The following is a 21,416-nucleotide window of genomic DNA, read 5'->3' as shown; positions in this document are numbered from 1 at the left end:
CCTAAAGGAACGGCTGTGTGGAGGGCAAAGAAAAACCCGGGGGCCTGGAGAAACACGGTGTGTGTTCCCAGACCGCCCGGGTCTTGAGCCTGCTCGCTGAGTACGACCCCTAAAGAGCCTTACGCCTCAGCAGCCAGCAGGTACGTTAGTTTTACTCGTTGTCCAGAGTAATGATGCCGTAGCTCCAGCCCTTACGGCGGTATGCCGCAGCCGGTGCGCCGGTCTCGCTGTCAATGTACAGGTAGAAGTCGTGGCCGACCAGTTCCATACGGTCAACAGCTTCTGCGGGAGTCAGACGCTCGCCCTTGAAGCTCTTGTGGCGAATCTCGATGGGAGATGCGGCTTCGTCGGCGAGGGTGACCTCGCTGTTATCGAATGCTGCTTCTTCAACCGGAACATCCGGCAGCAGAATCTCGGTAATTGCTTCGGTAACCACGGGAATCGAGCCGGTAGCGTCCGCCACGGAGACGGGGTGCTTGCCACCGCGCTTGTGCAGCTTGCGGCGGTCACGTGCACGGCGCAGACGCTCCAGGAGCTTGCCGTAGGTTTCATCGAAGACCGCGAACTTGTCGTGACCCTGGGCTTCGGAACGGAGGACAGGACCAGTACCAACAACGGTAATCTCAACGCGGATGGACTCGCCACCCAGGTGACCGTCCTTGCTGAACTTGACGTCGATGTCCTTCACGTTATCGCCGAGCTGAGCGAACTTCTGAACCTTCTCGCTCACGTACTCTTCCAGGCGTTCGGTGACCTTGATATTGCGGCCGTAGATGTTGACTTCCACGATCATTCCCTCCAGGTTGGGGGCTTATACCGCGTCCGGCTGGACCCGGTACGGGGGTTCGACTCCAATGCCGTTCCCTTGTCTATATTCTAGTACGAAACATGTTTCATATCACTAGATATGACAAATATTTAGCCTAAATAATAGCTATTCGTCCGTCTGCGAACTTTATTCGCCAAAAATCGTGTATCTCTTGCAACTAACTACAAGAAACGCTATGTCTGAGCCTTTTTCGGTACCGCCGCCACCGCACACACGCCCAGCACCCGCGAACCGGATTCCTGCAGCACACGCACCATCTCAGAGGCGGTCGCACCGGTGGTCACCACATCATCACAAATAATGCTCACCCGACCCGCGCACAGGGCAGGTTCCATAACACGCAAGGCACCGTGCATCCGCTCGGCACGCCCCACAGCGCCCAGGCTCTTCTGCTCATTCTGCGCACCGGAAATCGCATCAGAAATAATGGAGGCGCCGCTCCCCCGCCGGTTGTGAGGAACGTACCCGATAACGTCCACAGCGCGCACCCGCACCGAGGCAGGCAGACGCTTATTAAGCTGACGCGCCGCCTCCTGCACCAAAAGATTCGCCGGCGCATAGCCGCGGCGGCGCACACTCTGCGCAGAGGACGGTGCCGGAACCAGCAGAACCTCAACCGGGACTGAAGAAGCAGACTCCGGCTGAAGCCCCTCCCGGTGAACCCGAAGAAGCTCATACACGCTACGCGCCAAACCCTCTCCCAACAGGGGCAGCAGGTCGGTACGGCCCGCATTCTTCAACGCCAACAGGGCACGCGGCATGATCCCCTCATAACGGGATGCCGCACGCACCTCGGGAGCAGCCGCGCCATCAAGAGGTTGCAGAGCATATACTCGCTCCACCTTAGCTAACGCCGAACGCAACTGCGGCAAGCAAGCCTCACACAGTGGCGAGCCTGCCCCATAAGTGACCGGCACCGCACAGCACGGGCAAGTACGCGGCATCAGCACCTCGCCCAAAGACCCGCCGGCACTCTTGAGAGCGCCAGCGAGCCCGGTCAGAGACCTGCTCAGAGACCCGTTCAAACCACGCTGTTCTGAACTCACCGAAAGCAACCTTTCCGCGCGCTATACCCGGTACCCGAGGCTAACCGGCGTAACTAATCTCGTGCAGGGTCGTATCCAAACGGATCCAGCCGCGCTCCTCCATCAGATAGCACGAACCATCAGAACGGTGGGCAATAATATTCGACGTATTATCTGCGGTGGAAATGCTCATCACACCATCCAGACGGTCCAGCTTCGTCTCTTCACCACTGAGGGAAATCACCTCAGACTCACCGTTCTTCACGTTCACCACCACGACGCTCTGGTCGCCAGCCCAACGGGCATTACGCGGAGTCACAGAAGAGCTCAGACGCACCATCTCCGTCAAGCGCAGAGGCTTACCTGCCTCATCACGCACAATACCGGAAATAATCACCGCCGACGCGCCCTCAGTAGCCGCTACAATCGCCATGCGCGCACCATCGTGCGAAACGTTCACGCTCGTAAAAATCAAATTACGCTGCCAGGACAAACCAATATCCACGCCGCGCTCACGCTCGTTCGCGTCCTCAGAATCCGGCTTGAACGCACGTACAACGCCCTCACCGTCAGCAGCCCACACCCAGCCGTACGCATCAAAACTAGGGGCAGTCAGAGCGGTACTCTGCCACACACGGCGGGCAGTGCCCTGGTACACCGTGTACAGGCTCGCAGCATCATTCGCCAAACAAGCGAACACATCCGCAGAATAACCCATCGCCGGGGAGCTCAACTGGCTCACACCGCGCAGAAGCAGCTGCTCGCCCGCATTACTCATATAGTCATCGCGCGCCACCATCTGACCATTCGAGTTAATAGCAACCGTGCGGGCAGGAACACCCGGGTTCAGCTTCACAACCGAGAAACCGTTCGGTGAGCTCTCCGGAATCAAGGTTCCGTTATAGAACACCTCAGTCTTACCCAGACCGGAGAAGTTCTCCAAGCCGTGCATAATCTGCTCACGCACGCGCGCCAAACGGTTGTCGTCTAGTTGCTCGCCCGAAAGGCGAACCAGAACATCCTGGTTATCGCTCATGTTGGCGGTCTCAAGGCTCATCGACTCATTCAACGCCGAAAACGCGACATCCTTCAAATAGGACGCCGGACCAATCATCAGAGTACGCACCAGCAACTCAAAATAGCGATCCGTATGCGGGAACCAACGGATATCCGGCACAGCATAACGGAACGCACGATCGTAGAAATACAGGCGACACGGGCTAAACACACGCTCAAACTCAGTGCCATCCAGCCACAAGCCATCCGGGCAGGAGCTAATACGCCACTGGTTATCTTCCATGACCACGGTGAAATCCTGAGTCTCAGTCTGAGCCTCAGGGAAGGTACTCGTAATACCCTGACTATTCACGGTCGCAGTCTGCTGAAAACGCACATGGTACGTACCCTCAGCGTTTCCGCTATCATCACTGCGCGGCTGCACCGTATTACGGTACACACGAGTCGTACCGTAGGGATTCCAACGGCCCGCAAAAGAAGAGCTCAAATACTGGCGCGCCACAGCATAATTTTCGATACTATCCACGCCAGCACGCACGAAGCCTTCAATAATCGCCTCGGGGGTAGCGCCCGCCAGCGGTCCCGGCGCACGCGCCGGAGAAGTATTAACGCTCTTCACGTCCAGACCACTGCTGTGCTGAGTCACTCGGTCGTTCGAAGGAAGACCCGCGCAAGAGCTCATCAGCGTCGCCAAAGACACCGCGCACCAAGACAGCGCGGCGCGTCGAGAAACAATACCCCTGTGAGACATGGAGGTCTTAACCTTCCTCTACGAACAAAGACAAACAATCACCAGCTACCACTGCAGGCCATCGCAGCGCGGCGAAAGAATCAACACAGCGAAATAGCAACACCGTGAAAATATATCTGCATTGATTGTACTGGGTAAACAGTGCAAATACGCAAGGATAAGTGCAAATACAACCGCACCGACCCCAATCCCCCGTTTCATGACAAGGACCAGGGCCCCGCGCCTCTTCTAGAGGTCGCCCCCAGCAGCCGTACGAGGAGCGATATTGGGCAGCGTATCCTTAGCCGGCGCCGAACGATGCGAGCTTGACTCAGGCTCACCCGTCACCAAAACCGGCGACTCACCCAACGGAGCGCCATGAACCAGGGGCAGGTTCACCGTGAAGCAAGCACCGCGGCCTTTCTCGCCCCACGCCTCAATCGTGCCACCGTGCAGACGCACATCCTCAGCAGCAATCGACAGACCCAGGCCCGTACCGCCCAGGGTACGCTTACGCGAAGTATCAGCACGCCAGAAACGGTTGAACACCTGAACGGCTTCATCCTCAGACAAGCCGATACCGTGGTCGCGCACCGCAATACCCAGATTCGTGGCGTTTGCATCCACGTACACGTCAATCGGTCGGGATTCGCCGTGCTCAATCGCGTTGTACAGCAGGTTACGGAGCACACGCTCAATACGTATACGGTCCATATCCACCATGATGCTCTCATGGCTCGTATGCACGTTCAGCTTCGTATGCGTACGTTCCAGATGAGGCAGAGCCTCCTGCAAAATATTCGAGAGAACACGGATGAAGTCTTCCGTGTCAATGGTCAGCATTGCGCTACCAGCATCGAAGCGCGAAATCTCGAGCAGATCAGAAAGCATTGACTGGAAACGGTCCACCTGCTCATGCAGAAGCTCCACGCTACGGACCTGCATCGGGTTCATATTCTCACGCGAATCGTACAGCAGCTCAGTACCCAAACGCACCGTCGACAGCGGAGTGCGCAACTCATGAGAAACGTCAGATACGAAGCGCTGCTGCAAAGTCGACAGGCGCTCCAGCTGAACAATTTTCTCCTGCAGCGAGTCAGCCATCAGGTTGAAGGAATAGCCCAGACGCGCCGCCTGATGCTCGCCGTGTACAGACACACGCTGATCCAGGTCGCCAGCAGCCAGCTTCTCCGCCGTAATAGCGGTCTGCGTAATCGGGCGGACCACAAAACGAGTCACAATCCACACCACAGAAAGCACCACAGTAAGCAGTGCACAGAAACCACCAAAAAGAACAAAGTTAATATGCGCAATCGTGGCGGAAGAATCCGTCATATCGTACACAAGGAACAAACCGTAATTAGGGTTCTGAGAAATAGAAATATGTGTACCAACGATAAGCACCGGATAGGTGCGCTCACGATTATTTTCGACAGTAGTCACCGTAGACGTCTGCCAGAAAATACCGTCCTTATCACGAACAGTTTTTTTAAAATCATTCGGAATACTCGAAGAATTCAAAGAATTATTACTGCTCTGCTCAGGAATAAAACCCTGCTTACCTTGACCTTCCAAAGGCACAAGAATCCAATTGCGCTTACCCGAGCTACCCGCGTCCAAGACGGTCAGGGTACGGCTCACATTACGACGAATCTCGCTGTCACTACGGGCTTCAGAGGAGTCCAGCACGCTCTGAACGTTGCGGAAACCACTCTCTGATTCCGCCAACGCCTGGCTCTTCTGATTCTCAAAAAGACTCGATGCAATCTGGCTCGACAAGGACCAACCCACCATCAAGAAGCTCAGGAACATCATGATGCCCGCGGTTCCCAGAGCACGGAACTGCAGAGATTCCTTCCACAGACGCTGAGCGCGCTGCATCAGGTTCCTACGCTGCTTCTGTGCCTTACGCGGCTTGGAAGTGCGGGTACGCGAAGAGGCGGAGGCTACCGCCTCCGCCGTCAAAGCGCCGTGCTCATGGCTCGACTTCGCAACAGACAATCAGGTTATCCCTTCGCCTATGAATAGGTTCCGATTAGCTACCGGAAGATCCCACCAGCTCGGTCGGAATCTTATAGCCAACGCCACGGACCGTCTGGATAAAACGATCCGCACCCAGCTCATCAAACTTAGCGCGCAAACGCTGGACGTGCACGTTTACCAGCGAATCGCTCACATCAGTGTAACCCCAGACCATGTCCAGCAGTTCCTGGCGGCTCAACGCCTGACCCGGGTGACGAACCAGCGCGGCCAACAGGTCAAACTCCAGAGGAGTCATCGGAACCTCAGTGCTGTGGTACTTGACGGTACGACCGTCCATATCCATGACAATATCGCCAATGGACACCACCAGCTGACGGCTCTCACGCGGACGCAAACGGGTACGAATACGCGCCAACAATTCAGCGTGCTTAAAAGGCTTAGCAATGTAATCATCAGCGCCAGCTTCAAGACCCTTAACAACATCTTCAGTGTCGCTTTTAGCGGTCAACATAATAATCGGCACATTAGAAGAACGGCGAATTTGCTGGCACACTTCAATACCGTTCATGCCAGGAAGCATCAAATCCAAAAGCACCAAATCGGGAGTGGAACGCATAAAAGTTTCAAAAGCGCGTGCACCATTTTCACAGAAAACAGCGTTAAAGCCCTCTTGCGCGAGCACGAGGCCAATCATTTCCGCCAGAGCATCATCGTCATCAACCACCAAAATGGTGTGTGCGTCGCTTGCGCTCACAGTACCTCCCTAAAGAATTGTCGTAAATACTTACATAAAAAAGCTGATTCTCTAATCATACCGCGCACTCAGCCAATGCACGGGCACACTCTGTCACCCGAGCCAGCGAAGCCGTGGCATCCAGCATACTTACCGCGGCTGAAGTCATCCCAGCAGGCACGGAACCGCTCTGAATACGCTCATCAGGCATCAAACCCACCGCGCTCAACTGGGTCGGCTCAAGACCAACCTCGCGCCACAGGCTGTACAGGCGGCGCACCTGATCAGGAACCCGCGCAGAGGTCACCACCGGCAGCCACAGCTGAGCCTGAGCCTCCAAAAGTTGCGCCACAGGTTCCCAGGAACGAGGGTCGCTCAGCGGCGGAACCTGCAGCGTGCCCGGCCCCTTGAGGCGGGCACGATCAGGATGCAACAGCAAAGCGCAAGGAGCGCCGCCCTCAACACGCATCGCCTTCACAAGAGCCAACGCGTCAAGGGTGGGGCGGGACTGGCTCAGCAGCTTCAGCTCCTGCACAGGCTTGAGCGCGGTGCCATCCACATCCAGGATGAGCTGCAGATTCAGCTCGGCGAAACGCTCCGAGATACGGCGGTACACCTGCTGATAGTAGTGAGGTTGCAAAGCCGGCAGGGAGCGGAAACCACTCACCGTAGGGATGGCCCCCTCCATCAGACGCTGAAATTCGGATTCATCCAGCTGCACGGCAATCAGCGCCCGCGGAGCTTGCAGAGCCTCGCGCAGAGAACCCATCCAGCGTTCCAGGCCTTCCAGGAACGACTCCAGCAGGTCACGGCTCGCCCCTGCATCACTAATGGCACGCTCGCCGCCGGGCAAATAGATACTGGCGGCAAGAGTCAGCGGACCGGCCAGCTGAATCTTATACGCCGGGGCGGTATCCTGCCCTGAACCGAAACGTTTCTTCTGCGAGCCCACGCGGTCAGCGAGAAGATTGATATCGGAGAGCAGACGGTCCTGCGCCAGGGCAGACTCGCGCGCTCCCCTGCCGCCGCTATGCACCATGCGCCACCCAAACGAGGCACCGTCAAAGGCAAGTCCCTCGCACACCGCCAGGGTGCGTGCCAGCGGGGTACTCCGCCAGCCCAGCGCAGGCAGATGCGGCAGGAACGGCAAGTGCGGGGAACCCAGCTCGCCCTCCACACGGGACATCGCCTCAGCCAGGTCATCGCCGGGAAAATCGCCCAGACCGCTAGCACGTACCAGCGGACGCTCCGTAGCGAGCGCGGCGAGGTCCTGTTCGGTCAGTTCGTCCCCTTCGGGGGCACGGTACTCACCGGGCAGTAGCAGGCGCTCCGGCACCGGCTCGGTGCGGGCATTCTGGCGGGAGGAAGATTGAGGGGGCATAAACGAGTGAGGTTAAGACAGGTTAGGGAAAAGTGCGGGCGGGTCGATGCTCTGCCGCTGGACGCTCAGCACGATGGATGCTCAGCAGGGATGAGAGCGGGGCTTTTCGGAGAGGCTGAGATCTCGAAGAGGGTGAAATCTTAGAAAGTCTTAGCTTTCAGACTTTTCAGTCTCTTCGTCCTGGTCAGCGTGCTCGTTCGCGATGCGCACGTGGTGGCGAATCACCTCAGAGATGATGAAGTTCAGGAACTTCTCCGCGAATTCCGGGTCCAGGCTGGATTCCTTCGCCATGGCACGCAGGCGAGCAATCTGCGCCTCTTCACGACCGGGGTCGCCAGCGGGCAGGTTGTGCTTAGCCTTCAGGACGCCCACGCGCTTGGTTGCCTGAAAACGCTCCGCGAGGATGTGCACCAACGCTGCATCGAAGTTGTCGATGGAGCGGCGCATGGCGAAGAGCTCCTCGTAAACCTCCGGCGCGACTTCATCGCCCATGGAGGTGGCGTGGGGGTCAAATTCGCAGGAAGTGTGTTCGGCAGTCATCGGTCTCTCCTCAGTCCGGTTGTGGTCTTCTGTGCGTTGCGCTCGAGCAGGCTGTTGCGGCAACAGCTGCGAATAGCGGGGTACGCGGCTATTCTGTGCGGCTAGTCGGCGCTGGTGGAGGCGCCAGCAGACAGGGTTTCCTGAATGTCTTCGCGGTCCAGCGAGTAGGCGCGGGCGATCGTGGACTGACCCAGTACGCGGGTGCCCTGGTAGAGCACCATGGTCTGTCCCGGTGCCACGCCGGAGAGCGGATCCAGGAGGCGCACTACGGTTTCCAGACGCAGTGCGCCTTCTTCTTCAGCTTCGGGGTCGGGTGCCCAGGTCATGTACGCCTTGGCGCGGACCGGGTCGGCGTGCGCGCGCACCTGTGCGGTCACCTCGAACTCTTCGCTGCGGGCGCCCAGCTGTGCGGGCTGTTCCAGGAAGCGTGCCGCCTGTTCTACGGGTACGCCCGCCCAGGTGGCGCGGATACCGCGGATTTCGTGCACGGCAAGCAGCTCGCGGGAGCCGACGATAACTTCGTTTTCCTTGGGGCGCACCTCCAGCACGAAGCGGGGCTTGCCGTCGGCGGCGGGGCGGCCCAGTGCCAGGCCCTTGCGCTGGCCTACGGTGTATGCCTGCGCGCCGGGGTGCTCGCCGAGCACCTCGCCGTGGGTGTCTTTGATGAGGCCGGGGCGCATTGTGATGTGGTCGCCCAGCCAGGCGCGGGTATCGCCTTCGGGAATGAAGCAGATGTCGTAGGAGTCGGGCTTCTTCGCCACGGAGAAGCCGCGCTCTGCCGCCTCCGCACGTACCTGCGCCTTGGAGGGGGTGTCCGCCAGGGGGAACCAGGCGTGCTTGAGCTGTTCGTGGGTGAGCACACCGAGCACGTAGGACTGGTCCTTGGCCCAGTCGGCGGCGCGGTGCAGTTCGCGGTTGCCGTCTTCGGTGGTGATGACGCGGGCGTAGTGGCCGGTCACCACGGCGTCGAAGCCGAGTGCGAGGGCGCGTTCGAGGAGCGCGGCGAACTTGATCTTTTCGTTGCAGCGCATGCAGGGGTTGGGGGTTCGTCCGGCTTCGTATTCGGAGATGAAGTCGTCGACGACGTCTTCCTTGAAGCGTTCGGAGAAGTCCCAGACGAAGAAGGGGATGCCCAGCTGGGAGCAGACGCGGCGGGCGTCCATGGAGTCTTCGAGGGTGCAGCAGCCGCGGGAGCCGGTGCGCAGGGTGCCGGGCATGCGGGATAGTGCGAGGTGAACGCCGACTACTTCGTGTCCTGCTTCTACGGCGCGGGCTGCGGCGACTGCGGAGTCAACGCCGCCACTCATAGCTGCAAGAATTTTCACTGCCTATCCTTCTGTTGTGTTGAGCCTTTAGAAAGGTACGCCTTATTTGTGTGGGCGGACTTTTCGTTACTGTAGCTACCCATTGTACGCAGGGGCTCGGCGGGATATTGGGCAGTGCACCCTCAGCCCGCCCTCAGCGAACGCTGATATTGCAAGCTGAGGGCGGTTCGGTACCTTTTTTCTGTCTTTTAGTACCAGCGGGAGGCGTCCGGCAGCTGCGAGGACAGCCCCGCCTTTGCTGCCTGTTCGTAGGCAGCGGGTAGTGCCGCGATGAGGCGCGCAATATCGGCTCCGGTGGTCGAGTGACCGAGGGTGAAGCGCTGGGCGCTGCGGGCGGTGTCTTCGTCCATTCCCATTGCCATGAGCACGTGGGAAGGGCGGGTCACCCCGGCGTTGCAGGCGGAGCCGGTGGAGCTGCTGATGCCCTGCATGTCCAGCAGGAAGAGCAGGGTGTCGCCTTCTGCGTTTTCGAAGGTGAAGTGGGCGTTGCCGGGCAGTCGCTTCTGGCCGGGGTACTCTTCGGTGAGCGGGTTTTCGCCGCTCAGGTGCGCCTGCGGGATGAGCGCGCTAATTGCCGCAACGAGTTCGTTGCGTAGCGCGGCGATGCGGGCGGATTCTTTGTCAAGGTGCTGAACCGAGTGCACGGCGGCCTCTGCAAAACCTGCAATGGCGGGTGCGTCGATGGTGCCGGAGCGTACGGAGCGTTCCTGGCCGCCTCCGTGTAGGACGGGGGTCATCTGCACGGCACGGGTTGCAACCAGCGCGCCGATGCCCATGGGGCCGCCGATCTTGTGGCCCGAGATTGCGAGGGTCGCTACCCCGCTGGCGTGAAAATCAATGGGCACCGCACCGAAAGCCTGCACCGCATCCGAGTGCACGGGAATACCGTATTCGGCGGCGATAGCGGCGATCTCGGGGATGGGCTGTACGGTACCGACCTCATTGTTCGCCCACATGACGGTCACGAGCGCGACGTCTTCGGGGTTCTTTTCGATGAGTTCGCGGACGGTTTGCGGGTTGACGCTACCGTGCTCGTCTACGGGGATCCATTCGAGCTGCGCGCCTTCTGCCTTTTCGAGCCATTCGCAGGTTTCTTCCACGGCGTGGTGTTCAATGGAGGAGACGAGAATTCGGGTGCGCTGCGGGTTTTCTTCGCGGCGTTTCCAGTAGATGCCCTTGACGGCGAGGTTGTCTGCTTCGGTGCCGCCGGAGGTGAAAATAATTTCGGCGGGGTCGGCTCCGACGGCGCGGGCGATGCGTTCGCGGGCGTATTCGACGGTGGCGCGGGCGTCGCGGCCTACGGCGTGCAGGGAGGAGGGGTTGCCACCGTTGCGCATCTGTTCGACCATAGCGTCGATGGCGGCGGGCAGTACGTCGGTGGTGGCGGCATGGTCGAGGTAGACGCGGCCGTTCTGACGGTTGGTTTCTGCACTCATGGTTCCTCCTGCTGGGTTGTCGGCAGTTTTTCGCCTCACTTATTTTATCGCGCTCTATCCGCACTCTTCTAGGTGTGTTCATCTGCGGCTGGGTCGGCGAGCGCTACTGCCCCGGGACGCTCAATGCTGGTCGGGGGCTGTTCCGGGCTGGTCGGGGGCTGCGCGGTACACTTAGGAACGTGTTCAAGATTCTTTTCTATACCCCTGAGATTCCCGGCAATACCGGCAACGCTATCCGTTTGGCGGCGATTACTGGCGCTGAGTTGCACCTGGTGAAACCGCTGGGCTTTAACTTTGATGATGCGCATCTGCGCCGCGCGGGTCTGGACTACCACGACCTGGCGGTGGTGACGGTGCATGAGACCCTTGAGGATGCGTGGGAGGCACTCGCCCCGGAGCGTGTTTTTGCGTTCACGACGACTGCTTCGACTTCGTATGCGGATATTGAGTACCGTCCCGGTGACGTGTTCATGTTTGGTCCGGAGTCGGTGGGTCTGCCCGCTGAGGTTCAGCAGGACCCGCACGTGAGCGAGCGGGTGAAGATTCCGATGAAGCCGGGCCGCCGTTCGCTGAACCTGGCTAATTCTGCGTCCATTGCGATTTTTGAGGCGTGGCGCCAGAACGGTTTTGAGGGAGGCGCCATCTAGCATGGCTGCAACACACCATAATCTGCCGGAGCATCTGGTTCAGCAGATTCTGGAGACAGACCCTCCCCTGGCTGAGCAGATTCGCCTGGATTCGCAGAATAGAGAGTTCACGGAGCGGGGTTGGGAGCCGGTCTATTCGGCGTCGCCTCATGCCCGTATTGTGGTGATTGGTCAGGCGCCTGGGCGTGCCGCGCAGGAGAGCCGTATCCCGTGGAATGACCCGAGCGGTGTGAAGTTGCGCGAGTGGATGGGCGTGACGGATGAGCAGTTCTATGACCCCGACCTGATTTCGCTGTTGCCGATGGATTTCTATTACCCGGGTAAGGGCGCGCACGGCGATAACCCGCCGCGTAAGGATTTCGCGCCGAAGTGGCATCCGCAGCTACTGGAGCTCATGCCAGATGTTCAGCTGATTCTGCTGGTGGGGGCTTACTCTCAGAAGCACTACCTGGATGGTGTGCACGCCCCGAAGGCACAGAAGAACCTGACGGAGACGGTTCGTGCGTGGGAGTCTTATCTTCCGAAGTTCCTGCCGCTGGTGCACCCTTCGCCGCTGAATTTTAGGTGGCAGGCGAAGAACCCATGGTTCGAGCAGGAGGTTATCCCGGCTTTGCAGAAGCGCGTGGGCGAGGTTCTTGAGAGCGCCTGACCCACCCCGCTCTGCGGCACCAATGCATTTTGCTGTACTAACGAAAGAAAGCTCCCACCCCGCATATGGGGTGGGAGCTTTCGCTTTTATATTTGGCTGTTTTATGTTTGGCTGCGCTCTTGCTGAACGGTAGAGCCGGCTGAGCGGGTGTTTCGCAGCCGTATCTCTCAACGTTCGATAGCGCGTTTTACTTCTGGCTGTTTACTTCTGGCTGTCGGCGTCGCCCAGGGTCACGGTGATGTCATGGGTGGAGGAGCCGCGCTTAATCTTCAGCTTCAGATCAGAGCCTGCTGCCGCGGCACGCACGGTACCGTTAAGCTCGTCGCTCTTGGTCACGGCGTGACCGTCGGCTTCAATCACGACGTCGCCGGATCGCAGGCCTGCTTTCGCGGCGGGGCTGTTAGATTCTACCGAGGCAATTTCAACGCCACCGGGGATGAGCTTGGACGAGCCCGAACCGGTGTCCGCGGGGCTGTTCTTTACGCTCGCGCCCAGGTAGCCGTGGGTTGCCTTACCCTTGGCGATGATCTCGGAGGAGATGCGCTTGGCGTAGTTGGAGGTAATGGAGAACGCCATACCGTCGGCGGCACCACCGTCCTGGCTTGCTTGGCCCTGCGCGTTGATGCCGACCAGTTCGCCCTTGAGGTTCACCAGCGGACCGCCGGAGTTACCGTGGTTGATGGGCACATCAACCTGAATCATGGGGATGTAGTTCTGGCCCTTCGCATCAGCGGGCTGCACGCGGTTTGCGTTCGAGACTACGCCGGCGGTCACCGATTCGCTACGACGATACGGCGCGCCGAGGGCAACCACTGCCTCGCCAGAGACCAGCTTGGAGGAGTCGCCCCAGGTGATGGGTTGCAGGTCCAGACCGGAGGGGTTAATCTTCAGGACCGCTAGGTCAGCAGCAGCGTCCAGGCCCACCACGGTTGCGGTGCGCACGGTACCGTCGCTCAGGCGAACCTCAATGGTGGATGCTTCTCTGGAAGATTCGAGGGTAACCACGTGGTGGTTGGTGAGGATGTGGCCGTCCTTGTCGAGGACGACACCGCTACCGCCGCCGGAGGTGGAGCCGCTTGAGGCCATGATGGTCACGGTGGAGGGCAGGACCTTCTTCGCGGTTTCTGCTACGCCTGCCACGGTGGAAGAGTTGCTGATATTGGAGCTCACGGAGCCGCGCGAGGAGGAGCTGGAGGAGCTGTTATTCGATGCTGCGATGCCGCCTCCGACGCCCGCGCCAACGCCACCGCCAACGAGGGCGGCGAGCAGAGCTGCGGTGAGCACAACACCTGCGCCGTAACGCTTGTTATGGTCGGTGTTCTGGGGTGCAGACTGCGCCGACGCAACCTGCGCGGCAGCAGCCTGGGGGTAGGTGTAGCCGGGAGAAGCATATGCTTGCGGGTATGCGTTCTGACCCTGCTGCTGGTTTGCGGGCTGGTAGCCTGCCTGTCCGTTCACGTTCTGCAGGGGACGGGTTGCATCCGTGACGCCGTCATTGCCGCCGTAGGACCATCCATTGTTTTGAGTCATGAGTTCTCCTAGAGTCGTGCGTATGCGTCACCCTGGGCACACGCTATCTTTCTACTGTAGAGGGTGTTTCATTGCGTTCTATATCTTTTTGCTGTTGGTTATCGGGGAGTTCCCTGGGAATTTTCCTCGCGCCCTTTCATCGGCAGCTGATGAGCCGGTCTTGAGGCACCCGGCGATTCACCCGACGGCTAGTTTATTTTGGGGCTTTGTTCGCTACTCACTCTCAGGTTTCTCTTTTAAAGCGCCCAGTTTTTCTCCACGGTTTACACAGCATGACGCTTCTTGGTACACAGCTTGAACACAGGGTCAGTCCGTAATGTTGAAGGCACATAGAGCAGAGAACAAAGGCAAAGGACAAAGGTAAAGGAGAAGCCCATGATGATCGGAACCCTGATTTTCTGTGCGGTCTTGGCAAGCTCCATCGGTATTGGTGCGGGTATTGTGGCGTGTTGCTCGGGAATGGTGTACCGCCGTCATCGTGCGGAGAAGGCCTCCGAGCTGGCTCAGCAGATGGCTACCCACGCACTGACTGCCGGTAGGTAGCGTATAGAGTTTGATAGTTTTCCGGGGCGGGAGATGAGAGCCCTGCACCGGGAGGGGCGAGAATCCCCAGTATGTCCCGAAGGGTCGGTGTGAGGACCGGCCCGGGTGTGATAATGAGTTGAGTGATGATTGATGCGGCGTGAGCCCCTACATGGGGCGCACGCCGCATCGTCTTTTAATTGTGAGGCGGATGCGGGAAGCACTGGCGGAGAGCACCCGGTACCCCGGCTACTTCCCTTTTAGTATGCGGTAAGGCAACGGCGTTGCGAGCACCCGGGATTTAGCTGGGTTATGGTGAAGTCATGAGGATTATTTCTGCTGTTTTCGCTCTTCTTGGCACGCTGCCGACCCTACCGGCGGTGGCATCTTCGCTGGACGGCGCAACCCGCCTGTACGCGCTACTTTTGTTTGTACTGATCTGCGCGGTGGTGGCGTTGTTTGCGTCGTTGAGCCCGTCGCGCCGTCGTGCGCGTGAGATTAGACGGCAGGTATTGCAACAGCAGCAGCAACAGCAGAACCAGGCGATGAATCAGCAGGTTCCCCCTCACCAGGCACCCAATCAGCAAGTACAGGGCGCGGTGAGCTACCCGATGCACTACCAGCCGAAGCCGGCACAGCCGGGTAATGGTGCTCAACAGGCGCAGCCGGGTAATAGTGCTCAGCCGGGTCATAGTACTCAGCAGAGTCAGCAGGCTCAGGCACCTTCGCCTCACACTGCCTCACCTCAGCCTCCTCAGCCGGTGGCTGCACCTTCGCCGTTGGAGCCGATGCAGGCCGGTGGTATCTCCGGTTCTTCGATACAGACCCATTCGACGCAAAACCATTCAGCAGAAAGCCATTCAGCAGAAAGCCAGGTGCAGCAGAGCATGACCCAGAACACCCCGGCGCAGCCTGAAGAGCGCCCGCAGCAGGAGGCCGCCCAGCAGGCTCCCAAGAGTAACCCGGCACAGAGTAACCCGGCGCCCTCCGACCATTTCTCTTTGAGCACCAACTTCAAGCTCATTCCCCCTCTAGAGAACGCGCAGCGTAGCCGCTACCCCATGGTGCTTTCTGTCAGTAAATCTGAGGATGAAGTCTTTGCGTTGCCGTCGATTAGCGGTGTGCCACAGCATCTGCTGGTCGGTACGCAGGAGAATCATGTTCCGCTGAATCAGCGTCCGCGCCTGCAGCAGGTCGATATTCTGGAGAACTACCTCATGCGTGCGGTCATGAACCTGCAGACGCTGAAGCGTGCGCAGGTTTCCCCGCTGCACAGTTTCAAAGAAACCCCGCAGGCTGACCGCGCGGTGCTTGCCGCCGAGCTGGAAGAAACCATCCGGGTATCTCGGCTGAAGCTGAGCGGGGCGTTGGAGTTCTATTCGTCCCTGCCCCGTTTGGCGGATACCCCGGGCTCTTTCGCTTTTGCCCGTGATCATGCGCTCTCTTTGAGCGCCGCCGTCATTAGCCTGACCGAGGAGTGCTTTGAGCGTACCTTCCGTTGGCGTCTGCTGGAGGATACCCTCCCGGATTCTTTGAGCGACCGCCTCTACGCGGTGCGTTATCTGCGTGAGAGCGCGCAGAAGCTGGCGGCTTTTGTGGAGCTGAGCGAATTTGATCGCGCCATGCAGCTTGCCGAGACCTGGAAGAAGACTGTTCGTAAGGACTCAAATCTCGATGAGGTCAAGGTCTGGAATGAGATGACAGAAGTTGCCTTTGACGTTCTACCTGAGTTGCGAAAGCAGGCGTTGAAGGGCGTTCAGTCTACGTTGGAGTTTAGCGAACTTTTCTACCGTCCCGGCGAGGATGGTACGCACCGTATGCTCCGCCCAGAACAGCTGAGCGAGTTTGAGCTCAAGGGCGTGCAGTCCACGCTGGAAGAGCGCCTGGAGAAGGTGCGTCTTGAGCTTCAGGATGCGGAGTTCTGCGCTGCGGTCTTGAGCTTGCAGGCGCGCTCTGTCATTGAGCTTCTGGAGGAGCTTCTGCAGGTTGAGCAGGACGGCGTTCTGGCGGAGGTTGTGACCGATTTGCGGGCGCTTGCTCATGACTCGCCCGACCTTGCCGAGCAGCCTATCCAGACGTTGATGTTCAGCCGCGAACAGTACGCCCCGGATGGGGAGGATCTTCCGACCATTGGCGAGCGCATCCGTTCCCTCTCGAGTGTTCCCGAGGTTCTGGCGTTCGTGCACTACGAGGGACCGGTGCTTCTGGTGGGCGTCTCGGATCCGTATAAGGCGTTTTCCGGGGAGGGCGCCGAGGGTCTGCTTTCGGAGGAGAAGAGGTTATCTTCCATGCCGCTGTCGGTGTTGCGCACTCATTCACGGCTTCTGCGGCAGGTGCTTCGCCTGCAGAATCTGCGGTTGAAGCTGGCGTGGGTGAGTAGCTGTAGCGGCTACATGCCTTTGAGCCTGGTCGAGCGGTATTACGTCGGCCCCTCTGCCGGGGATGAGGACTTGAAGGAGCTGACCGAAAATATTGAGGCCCTCGCTGAGCTTCTGGACGCCCGTTCTAACTCCCAGGTGTATAAGGGCCGTGGTGTGCCGACTACGCCCTTTTTGTGGTCACAGATGCGAAAGCAGGCAGAACGCAGTTCTAGGCTGCTGAATACTGTGCAGTTCTTGGGTTGGATGTTCGCCTCGTCTTCGCGGGTTCAGGTGGTGAACGGCATGGCACAGAGCATCCACGATGTTGATGCCGCGGAGGTAGTGGAGCACCTGATGAGCAATCTAAAGATTGCGCGTCGGCGCTAACTAACTGAATAGCCGGTGGGCCGGGGTCTGGCGTGAGGCTAAACCCCGGCTTTCCTGTATACCGGCTTCCTATATACCGGCTTTCCTGTATAAAGCCTGGGAAGTCGGTAAACGGGTGGCAAACAGCGGCGCAACATTCTCGTATCTGTGTGTTTGCGTGGCTGAGCCACCGCTACACTAATAATGTGACCAGCACTAAGGCGTGCGATGTTCAAGCACGCCGTGAAGTACAGGTCCGTTCATACTTCACGACAACGGAGGAAAGACCATGACCGAGCACGCCTTTGCGCGTCAGATTCGTCCCGCACGCCCTCGCCTGCGCACTATTCTGGGTGCCACAGTGCTGGCGGCAGGTCTTTCTTGTGCCCCGGCGGTTCTGCCGGCTGGTTCTGCATTTTTGAGCACGTCGGCACAGGCTGCTGACCCGATGCAGATTACGGGCACCACCGTGTACGATTCCACGAACTCTTTGGGTGATACCGCTACCCTGAAATCTAAGATTTCGAATCTGTCGAAGAAGTACAACGTGGATTTGCACGTGGTGACCATTGATAAGTTCGAGAACCCGTCTACTTCTTCGAGCTGGACGAAGGCGCTTGCCACGAAGAACAATTGGGGTTCTGCCGATGTGGTGCTGGTAATTGCGACCGAGTCCCGCCAGGCGTATTTCTTGGCAGGTAGCACCAAGACTCTTTCGAGCGATCAGCAGACGAAGGTGTACCAGAACTACATTAAGCCGAAGCTGCAGAACAGCGACTATTCGGGTGCAGCTCTTGCTGCGGTTGAGGGTATTGAGGCTCAGAAGGGCGGTAGCTCTTCTGGTGTGGTGACCGGTGTGCTCGGTGTGGGTGCGGCGGCAGCTGTTGGTGCTGGTGGTTACGCGATGTACCGTCGCCGCAAGAAGAAGAACGCTCAGCAGCAGCCTCAGCGTTCCTACGGTGCGCCTCGTAACTACTCCCCCATCCCGGAGGTTCCGCTGGAGGAGCTGCGCACTCGCGCCGGTAGCGCCCTGTTGCAGGCTGATACGACGATGAGCCATGCGAAGCAGGAACTGGATTTTGCGCGTGCACAGTACAGCGACCAGCAGGTCGCCGAGTTTGCTCAGGAGATTGCACGCGCTGAGGATCTGATGCGTAAGTCCTTCCAGCGTCAGCAGCTTCTGACCGATAGCATTCCCGACACTGAGGCCGAGCAGCGTGCCTGGTTGACTGAGATTATTGATAACTCTCAGGAAGTTACCCGTATCGCTCAGGAACAGGACGCTAAGCTGGCTCAGTTGCGCAACTTGGAGCAGGAGGCACCCCAAGCTATTGAGGCTCTGGCTCAGCGTCTGCCGCAGCTGCGTGCTTCGGTGGAAGAGATTACCGCCCAGTACCACGCGATGAGGGAACGTTACCTGCCCAGCGCACTGGAGCCCATTTCGAAGACTCCTGCCCTGTTGGAGTCGAACATGGTGCTGTGCGCTGCTGAGGTTGAGAAGGCTCAGGCGACCATTGCTACGGCACGTTCGGAGGCGGTTGCTCACCTGCGCACCGCGGAGGAAGCCGCCTCGCAAATTCAGGCGCTGGGTGCGGCTGTGAATACCCGCTCACAGGAGCTGGAGCAGGCTCAGTTGGGTCTGAGCACCGACCTGCTGAGCATTCAGCGTGACGTGGCTGAGGCGAAGAGCCTCGCTGCTTCTCAGCGTCGCGATGATTTGGGTGCGGTCGCCGCCGGTATGGAGGCGGTGCTCAACCAGGTCAACCAGAGTGCTTCGGCTCGCCCGAATGACCCGCTGACTCTGGCGAACCAGCTACATCAGCTCTCCGCTGAGCTGGATAAGGCCATGACGAATATGCGTGCTACCCGCGAGCGTTCTCGTGCGGCGTCGCAGAACCTGGACCGTACGATGCGTTCTGCCTACGCTGCCGTGAACGGTGCGCGTAGCTACATCAATAACCGCCGCGCTGCGGTGGGCCCGATGACCCTGACCGCTGTTTCTGAGGCGGAGCGTCACCTGGGTCAGGCACAGCGCCTGGCTTCTTCGGATCCGCTGAACGCCATGAAGGAAGCCAATATGGCTATCCAGAAGGCAACCGACGCGCAGAACCGCGCTCAGAGCGAGGTCGGCAACTACTACAACAACCAGAACAACCGCGGCGGTAGCGGCTTCGGCGGCGACCTGGCGAAGGGTCTGTTGCTGGGCGCTCTGATGACCGCAATGAACTCCGGCACCAGCAGCTGGGGTAGCAGCGGCGGCCACAGCAGTGGCGGTAGTAGCGGCGGCAGCTGGGGCGGCGGCTTCAGCGGCGGTGGCGACTGGGGTAGCGGCGGCGGTGACGGCGGCAGCTTCTAACCGCCTCCGCACTGGCTGTCCTGCCGGTGCTGGCGATCCTGCCGGTCGGTTTCTGCAGATTTTTCTACAGTCTGACCGGCGGGGCACGTAGCTTACCTCACCGGTTTTTCCCCAGTCGGAAAACACCCGAGGCAATTTACCAAAAGTTTAGGTAACAGAAATCAGGCGTGCATCATTTTCACAGCATGCACCCAGAAATCTGCCACATAATTAGTTATACGGGCACGGCTCACGAGGAGCGTAGTGCTCCCCCGCAGCCCGTGAACAGAAAGTAGGAGATTATGGCTAAGCAGACCATCTTCGGCCGTATTGCACAGCTCACTAAGGCAAACATCAACGCTCTGATTGATGCAGCTGAGGACCCGGAGAAGATGCTGGACCAGATGGTTCGTGACTACACCAACAACATCCGCGAGGCGGAGGCTGCAGTAGCACAGACCATCGGCAACCTGCGTCTGCTCGAGAAGGACCACGCTGAGGACGTCAAGGCCGCTCAGGAGTGGGGCACCAAGGCTCTGGCAGCTTCTAACAAGGCTGATGAGTTCCGCGCAGCTGGCGACGTTGCCAACGCTGACAAGTTCGATAACCTCGCGAAGATTGCTCTGAACAAGCAGCTGCTGGCTGAGAAGGCTGCACAGGCTGTTGAGCCTCAGCTGGCTTCCCAGACTCAGGTTGTCAACCAGCTCAAGGACGGCCTGGAGAAGATGCGCTCCAAGCTTGAAGAGGTCAAGTACAAGCGCGATGAGCTGACCGCACGTCAGAAGACTGCAGCAGCTCAGACCCAGGTGAACGACGCTCTGAAGGCGTTCGACGTTCTGGACCCGACCAGCGAGATGAGCCGCTTCGAAGAGAAGGTTCGCCGCGAAGAGGCACGCGTCATCGGTCAGCAGGAGCTGGCAGCTTCCTCCCTGGACGCACAGTTCAACACCCTGGACCAGATGGAGCGCGACACCGAGCTGGACGCTCGCCTGGCTGCTCTGAAGGCAAAGAACGCTCCGGCAGCTCCGGCTCCCCTGGCTGTGGAAACCCCCACCCAGACTCTCTAAGCCGGGGATTCTCAAGCCTGGTCTAGCGCATAGCTTCTTGAGCTAAACCTATAGAAAGAACCGCCCCGTTCCTGAATTTCAGGAACGGGGCGGATCTTTATGCGTTAGGGGCCGTGCGCCTTAGTTAGCGTAGATGTACAGGTAGCCTGCCATCGCGGAGCGGGTGACCGCGTCCGAAGAGGTGGAGCCGGTACCGATGCCGTTGGAGGCAGCCCATGCCAGAGCCTGGGATGCGTAGCCGCCCTGAGCCTGTGCCGGGGAGCCAGCTGCACGGTACATGAACTCAGCCATGGTGGACTCGGTGACGGCCTCCAGGGGGCGGAAGTCGCTACCGTTGATGCCCTGCTGGCTCAGCCAGAAAATCTCCTTGTACGCGGGGTGGTTGGCCGGAACGTCGCTGAACGGCGAAACAGCCGGTGCGTTCACGGCGGGGCGACCAGCCACGCGGTACAGATAGGTTGCCAGCTGCGCACGGTTGACCGATGCGTTCGGGCGGAAGGTGCCGTCCGCGAAGCCGAGCATGATGCGGCGATCAGAGTTCCAGCTGATCTCGTTGTAGTTCGGGTTCGAGTCGGACAGGTCGCTGTAGCCCAGTGCGGGGGTCTTACCGGCGAAGTCCAGGGAGGACGCCAGGATGTGTGGCAGGTCGTAGTCGTGGTGGCTGAAGCCGTCAATCAGCTTCACGCGGGCGTCAGAGAAGCCAGCGCCCAGGTATGCGTTGTAGCCAGACTCGACTGCGCCACGTGCGCTCCAGGTGACGGGGTAGGTGTTACCGGAGGTGTCGTTCGCGCCAACCCACCAGTACATCGGGGATGCCTTGGTGGTTGCGTCAGCGTCCACGGAGCCGTCCGAGTCACCGCCTGCAACCATGATGGAGCCGCCGCCGTTACGCCATGCGGTGTTGTGGTCGGTCAGCTCGTAGGTGATGAACTCAGCGCCAC

General features: G+C 59.3%; 17 protein-coding genes. 6 read left to right on the top strand and 11 right to left on the bottom strand.

Annotated features, from left to right (window positions below; translation table 11 throughout):
• Positions 1-151: 151 nt before the first annotated feature.
• From hpf to HMPREF2971_RS01365, 9 genes are all read right to left on the bottom strand, one after another.
• Positions 152-793, bottom strand: a complete 642-nt coding sequence (gene hpf / locus HMPREF2971_RS01405) for a ribosome hibernation-promoting factor, HPF/YfiA family (protein ID WP_239665130.1) — start codon at positions 791-793, stop codon at positions 152-154.
• A gap of 209 nt (positions 794-1,002) precedes the next feature.
• On the bottom strand, positions 1,003-1,671 hold the full coding sequence (locus tag HMPREF2971_RS01400) for a ComF family protein (RefSeq protein WP_246825010.1): 669 nt from the start codon (positions 1,669-1,671) through the stop codon (positions 1,003-1,005).
• A 244-nt stretch (positions 1,672-1,915) separates the two neighbouring features.
• Positions 1,916-3,622, bottom strand: coding sequence for an LpqB family beta-propeller domain-containing protein (locus HMPREF2971_RS01395; protein ID WP_070690792.1), 1,707 nt, complete (start codon positions 3,620-3,622; stop codon positions 1,916-1,918).
• A 228-nt stretch (positions 3,623-3,850) separates the two neighbouring features.
• On the bottom strand, positions 3,851-5,602 hold the full coding sequence (mtrB, locus tag HMPREF2971_RS01390; RefSeq protein WP_070676001.1) for an MtrAB system histidine kinase MtrB: 1,752 nt from the start codon (positions 5,600-5,602) through the stop codon (positions 3,851-3,853).
• 34 nt (positions 5,603-5,636) lie between these two features.
• The gene (mtrA, locus tag HMPREF2971_RS01385; RefSeq protein ID WP_012903206.1) at positions 5,637-6,338 is read right to left on the bottom strand and encodes an MtrAB system response regulator MtrA; all 702 of its coding nucleotides are present in this window, start codon (positions 6,336-6,338) and stop codon (positions 5,637-5,639) included.
• Between the two features lie 55 nt (positions 6,339-6,393).
• Complete coding sequence (locus HMPREF2971_RS01380; protein WP_049358411.1) at positions 6,394-7,698, bottom strand: uroporphyrinogen decarboxylase/cobalamine-independent methonine synthase family protein; 1,305 nt, start codon at positions 7,696-7,698, stop codon at positions 6,394-6,396.
• Between the two features lie 150 nt (positions 7,699-7,848).
• Positions 7,849-8,238, bottom strand: a complete 390-nt coding sequence (locus tag HMPREF2971_RS01375; RefSeq protein WP_049342203.1) for a chorismate mutase — start codon at positions 8,236-8,238, stop codon at positions 7,849-7,851.
• Between the two features lie 101 nt (positions 8,239-8,339).
• Complete coding sequence (mnmA, locus tag HMPREF2971_RS01370) at positions 8,340-9,563, bottom strand: tRNA 2-thiouridine(34) synthase MnmA (RefSeq protein ID WP_049358409.1); 1,224 nt, start codon at positions 9,561-9,563, stop codon at positions 8,340-8,342.
• Positions 9,564-9,751: 188 nt separating this feature from the next.
• On the bottom strand, positions 9,752-10,999 hold the full coding sequence (locus HMPREF2971_RS01365) for a cysteine desulfurase family protein (protein WP_070690790.1): 1,248 nt from the start codon (positions 10,997-10,999) through the stop codon (positions 9,752-9,754).
• A gap of 179 nt (positions 11,000-11,178) precedes the next feature.
• Here HMPREF2971_RS01365 and HMPREF2971_RS01360 point away from each other — a divergent pair, with 179 nt between their 5' ends.
• Positions 11,179-11,646 (top strand): tRNA (cytidine(34)-2'-O)-methyltransferase, encoded by a 468-nt coding sequence (locus HMPREF2971_RS01360; protein WP_070507585.1) that lies wholly within the window; start codon positions 11,179-11,181, stop codon positions 11,644-11,646.
• 1 nt (position 11,647) lies between these two features.
• Entirely contained in the window at positions 11,648-12,295 is a 648-nt protein-coding gene (locus tag HMPREF2971_RS01355; protein WP_044150284.1) for a uracil-DNA glycosylase family protein, read from the top strand.
• A 201-nt stretch (positions 12,296-12,496) separates the two neighbouring features.
• Here HMPREF2971_RS01355 and HMPREF2971_RS01350 read toward each other — a convergent pair whose 3' ends face one another.
• Positions 12,497-13,825 carry a S1C family serine protease gene (locus HMPREF2971_RS01350; protein ID WP_012903198.1) on the bottom strand — a complete coding sequence of 443 codons (1,329 nt, stop codon included), beginning with the start codon at positions 13,823-13,825 and terminating at the stop codon, positions 12,497-12,499.
• Between the two features lie 375 nt (positions 13,826-14,200).
• Between HMPREF2971_RS01350 and HMPREF2971_RS09285 the strand changes: the two genes are divergently transcribed.
• The 4 genes from HMPREF2971_RS09285 to HMPREF2971_RS01335 all read left to right on the top strand — a co-directional run bounded on the left by HMPREF2971_RS09285 (position 14,201) and on the right by HMPREF2971_RS01335 (position 20,475).
• Complete coding sequence (locus HMPREF2971_RS09285; RefSeq protein WP_162837313.1) at positions 14,201-14,368, top strand: hypothetical protein; 168 nt, start codon at positions 14,201-14,203, stop codon at positions 14,366-14,368.
• Between the two features lie 302 nt (positions 14,369-14,670).
• Positions 14,671-17,094 carry a non-ribosomal peptide synthetase subunit gene (locus HMPREF2971_RS01345; protein ID WP_070690787.1) on the top strand — a complete coding sequence of 808 codons (2,424 nt, stop codon included), beginning with the start codon at positions 14,671-14,673 and terminating at the stop codon, positions 17,092-17,094.
• A gap of 268 nt (positions 17,095-17,362) precedes the next feature.
• Positions 17,363-19,429: a TPM domain-containing protein gene (locus HMPREF2971_RS01340; protein ID WP_070690784.1), complete on the top strand. Its 2,067-nt coding sequence runs from the start codon at positions 17,363-17,365 to the stop codon at positions 19,427-19,429.
• A gap of 281 nt (positions 19,430-19,710) precedes the next feature.
• Positions 19,711-20,475: a PspA/IM30 family protein gene (locus HMPREF2971_RS01335; protein WP_070507597.1), complete on the top strand. Its 765-nt coding sequence runs from the start codon at positions 19,711-19,713 to the stop codon at positions 20,473-20,475.
• 120 nt (positions 20,476-20,595) lie between these two features.
• Here the strand turns inward: HMPREF2971_RS01335 and HMPREF2971_RS01330 are convergent.
• Positions 20,596-21,416, bottom strand: an 821-nt coding sequence (locus tag HMPREF2971_RS01330; RefSeq protein WP_141755845.1) for an S-layer homology domain-containing protein, incomplete at its 5' end; no start/stop codon positions are given.

Origin of the sequence: Rothia sp. HMSC066G07 (assembly GCF_001814485.1) — a bacterium.
Classification (GTDB): domain Bacteria; phylum Actinomycetota; class Actinomycetes; order Actinomycetales; family Micrococcaceae; genus Rothia.
This window is presented reverse-complemented; position numbering and strand designations above follow the sequence as displayed.

Bases quoted from the DNA above. Each gene is read 5' to 3' on its own strand.
- HMPREF2971_RS01380 (WP_049358411.1), bottom strand. From the start codon at position 7,698: ATGCCCCCTCAATCTTCCTCCCGCCAGAATGCCCGCACCGAGCCGGTG.
- HMPREF2971_RS01335 (WP_070507597.1), top strand. From the start codon at position 19,711: ATGGCTAAGCAGACCATCTTCGGCCGTATTGCACAGCTCACTAAGGCA.
- HMPREF2971_RS01340 (WP_070690784.1), top strand. From the start codon at position 17,363: ATGACCGAGCACGCCTTTGCGCGTCAGATTCGTCCCGCACGCCCTCGC.
- HMPREF2971_RS01350 (WP_012903198.1), bottom strand. From the start codon at position 13,825: ATGACTCAAAACAATGGATGGTCCTACGGCGGCAATGACGGCGTCACG.
- HMPREF2971_RS01395 (WP_070690792.1), bottom strand. From the start codon at position 3,622: ATGTCTCACAGGGGTATTGTTTCTCGACGCGCCGCGCTGTCTTGGTGC.
- HMPREF2971_RS01345 (WP_070690787.1), top strand. From the start codon at position 14,671: ATGAGGATTATTTCTGCTGTTTTCGCTCTTCTTGGCACGCTGCCGACC.
- HMPREF2971_RS01375 (WP_049342203.1), bottom strand. From the start codon at position 8,238: ATGACTGCCGAACACACTTCCTGCGAATTTGACCCCCACGCCACCTCC.
- HMPREF2971_RS09285 (WP_162837313.1), top strand. From the start codon at position 14,201: ATGATGATCGGAACCCTGATTTTCTGTGCGGTCTTGGCAAGCTCCATC.
- HMPREF2971_RS01355 (WP_044150284.1), top strand. From the start codon at position 11,648: ATGGCTGCAACACACCATAATCTGCCGGAGCATCTGGTTCAGCAGATT.
- hpf (WP_239665130.1), bottom strand. From the start codon at position 793: ATGATCGTGGAAGTCAACATCTACGGCCGCAATATCAAGGTCACCGAA.
- HMPREF2971_RS01365 (WP_070690790.1), bottom strand. From the start codon at position 10,999: ATGAGTGCAGAAACCAACCGTCAGAACGGCCGCGTCTACCTCGACCAT.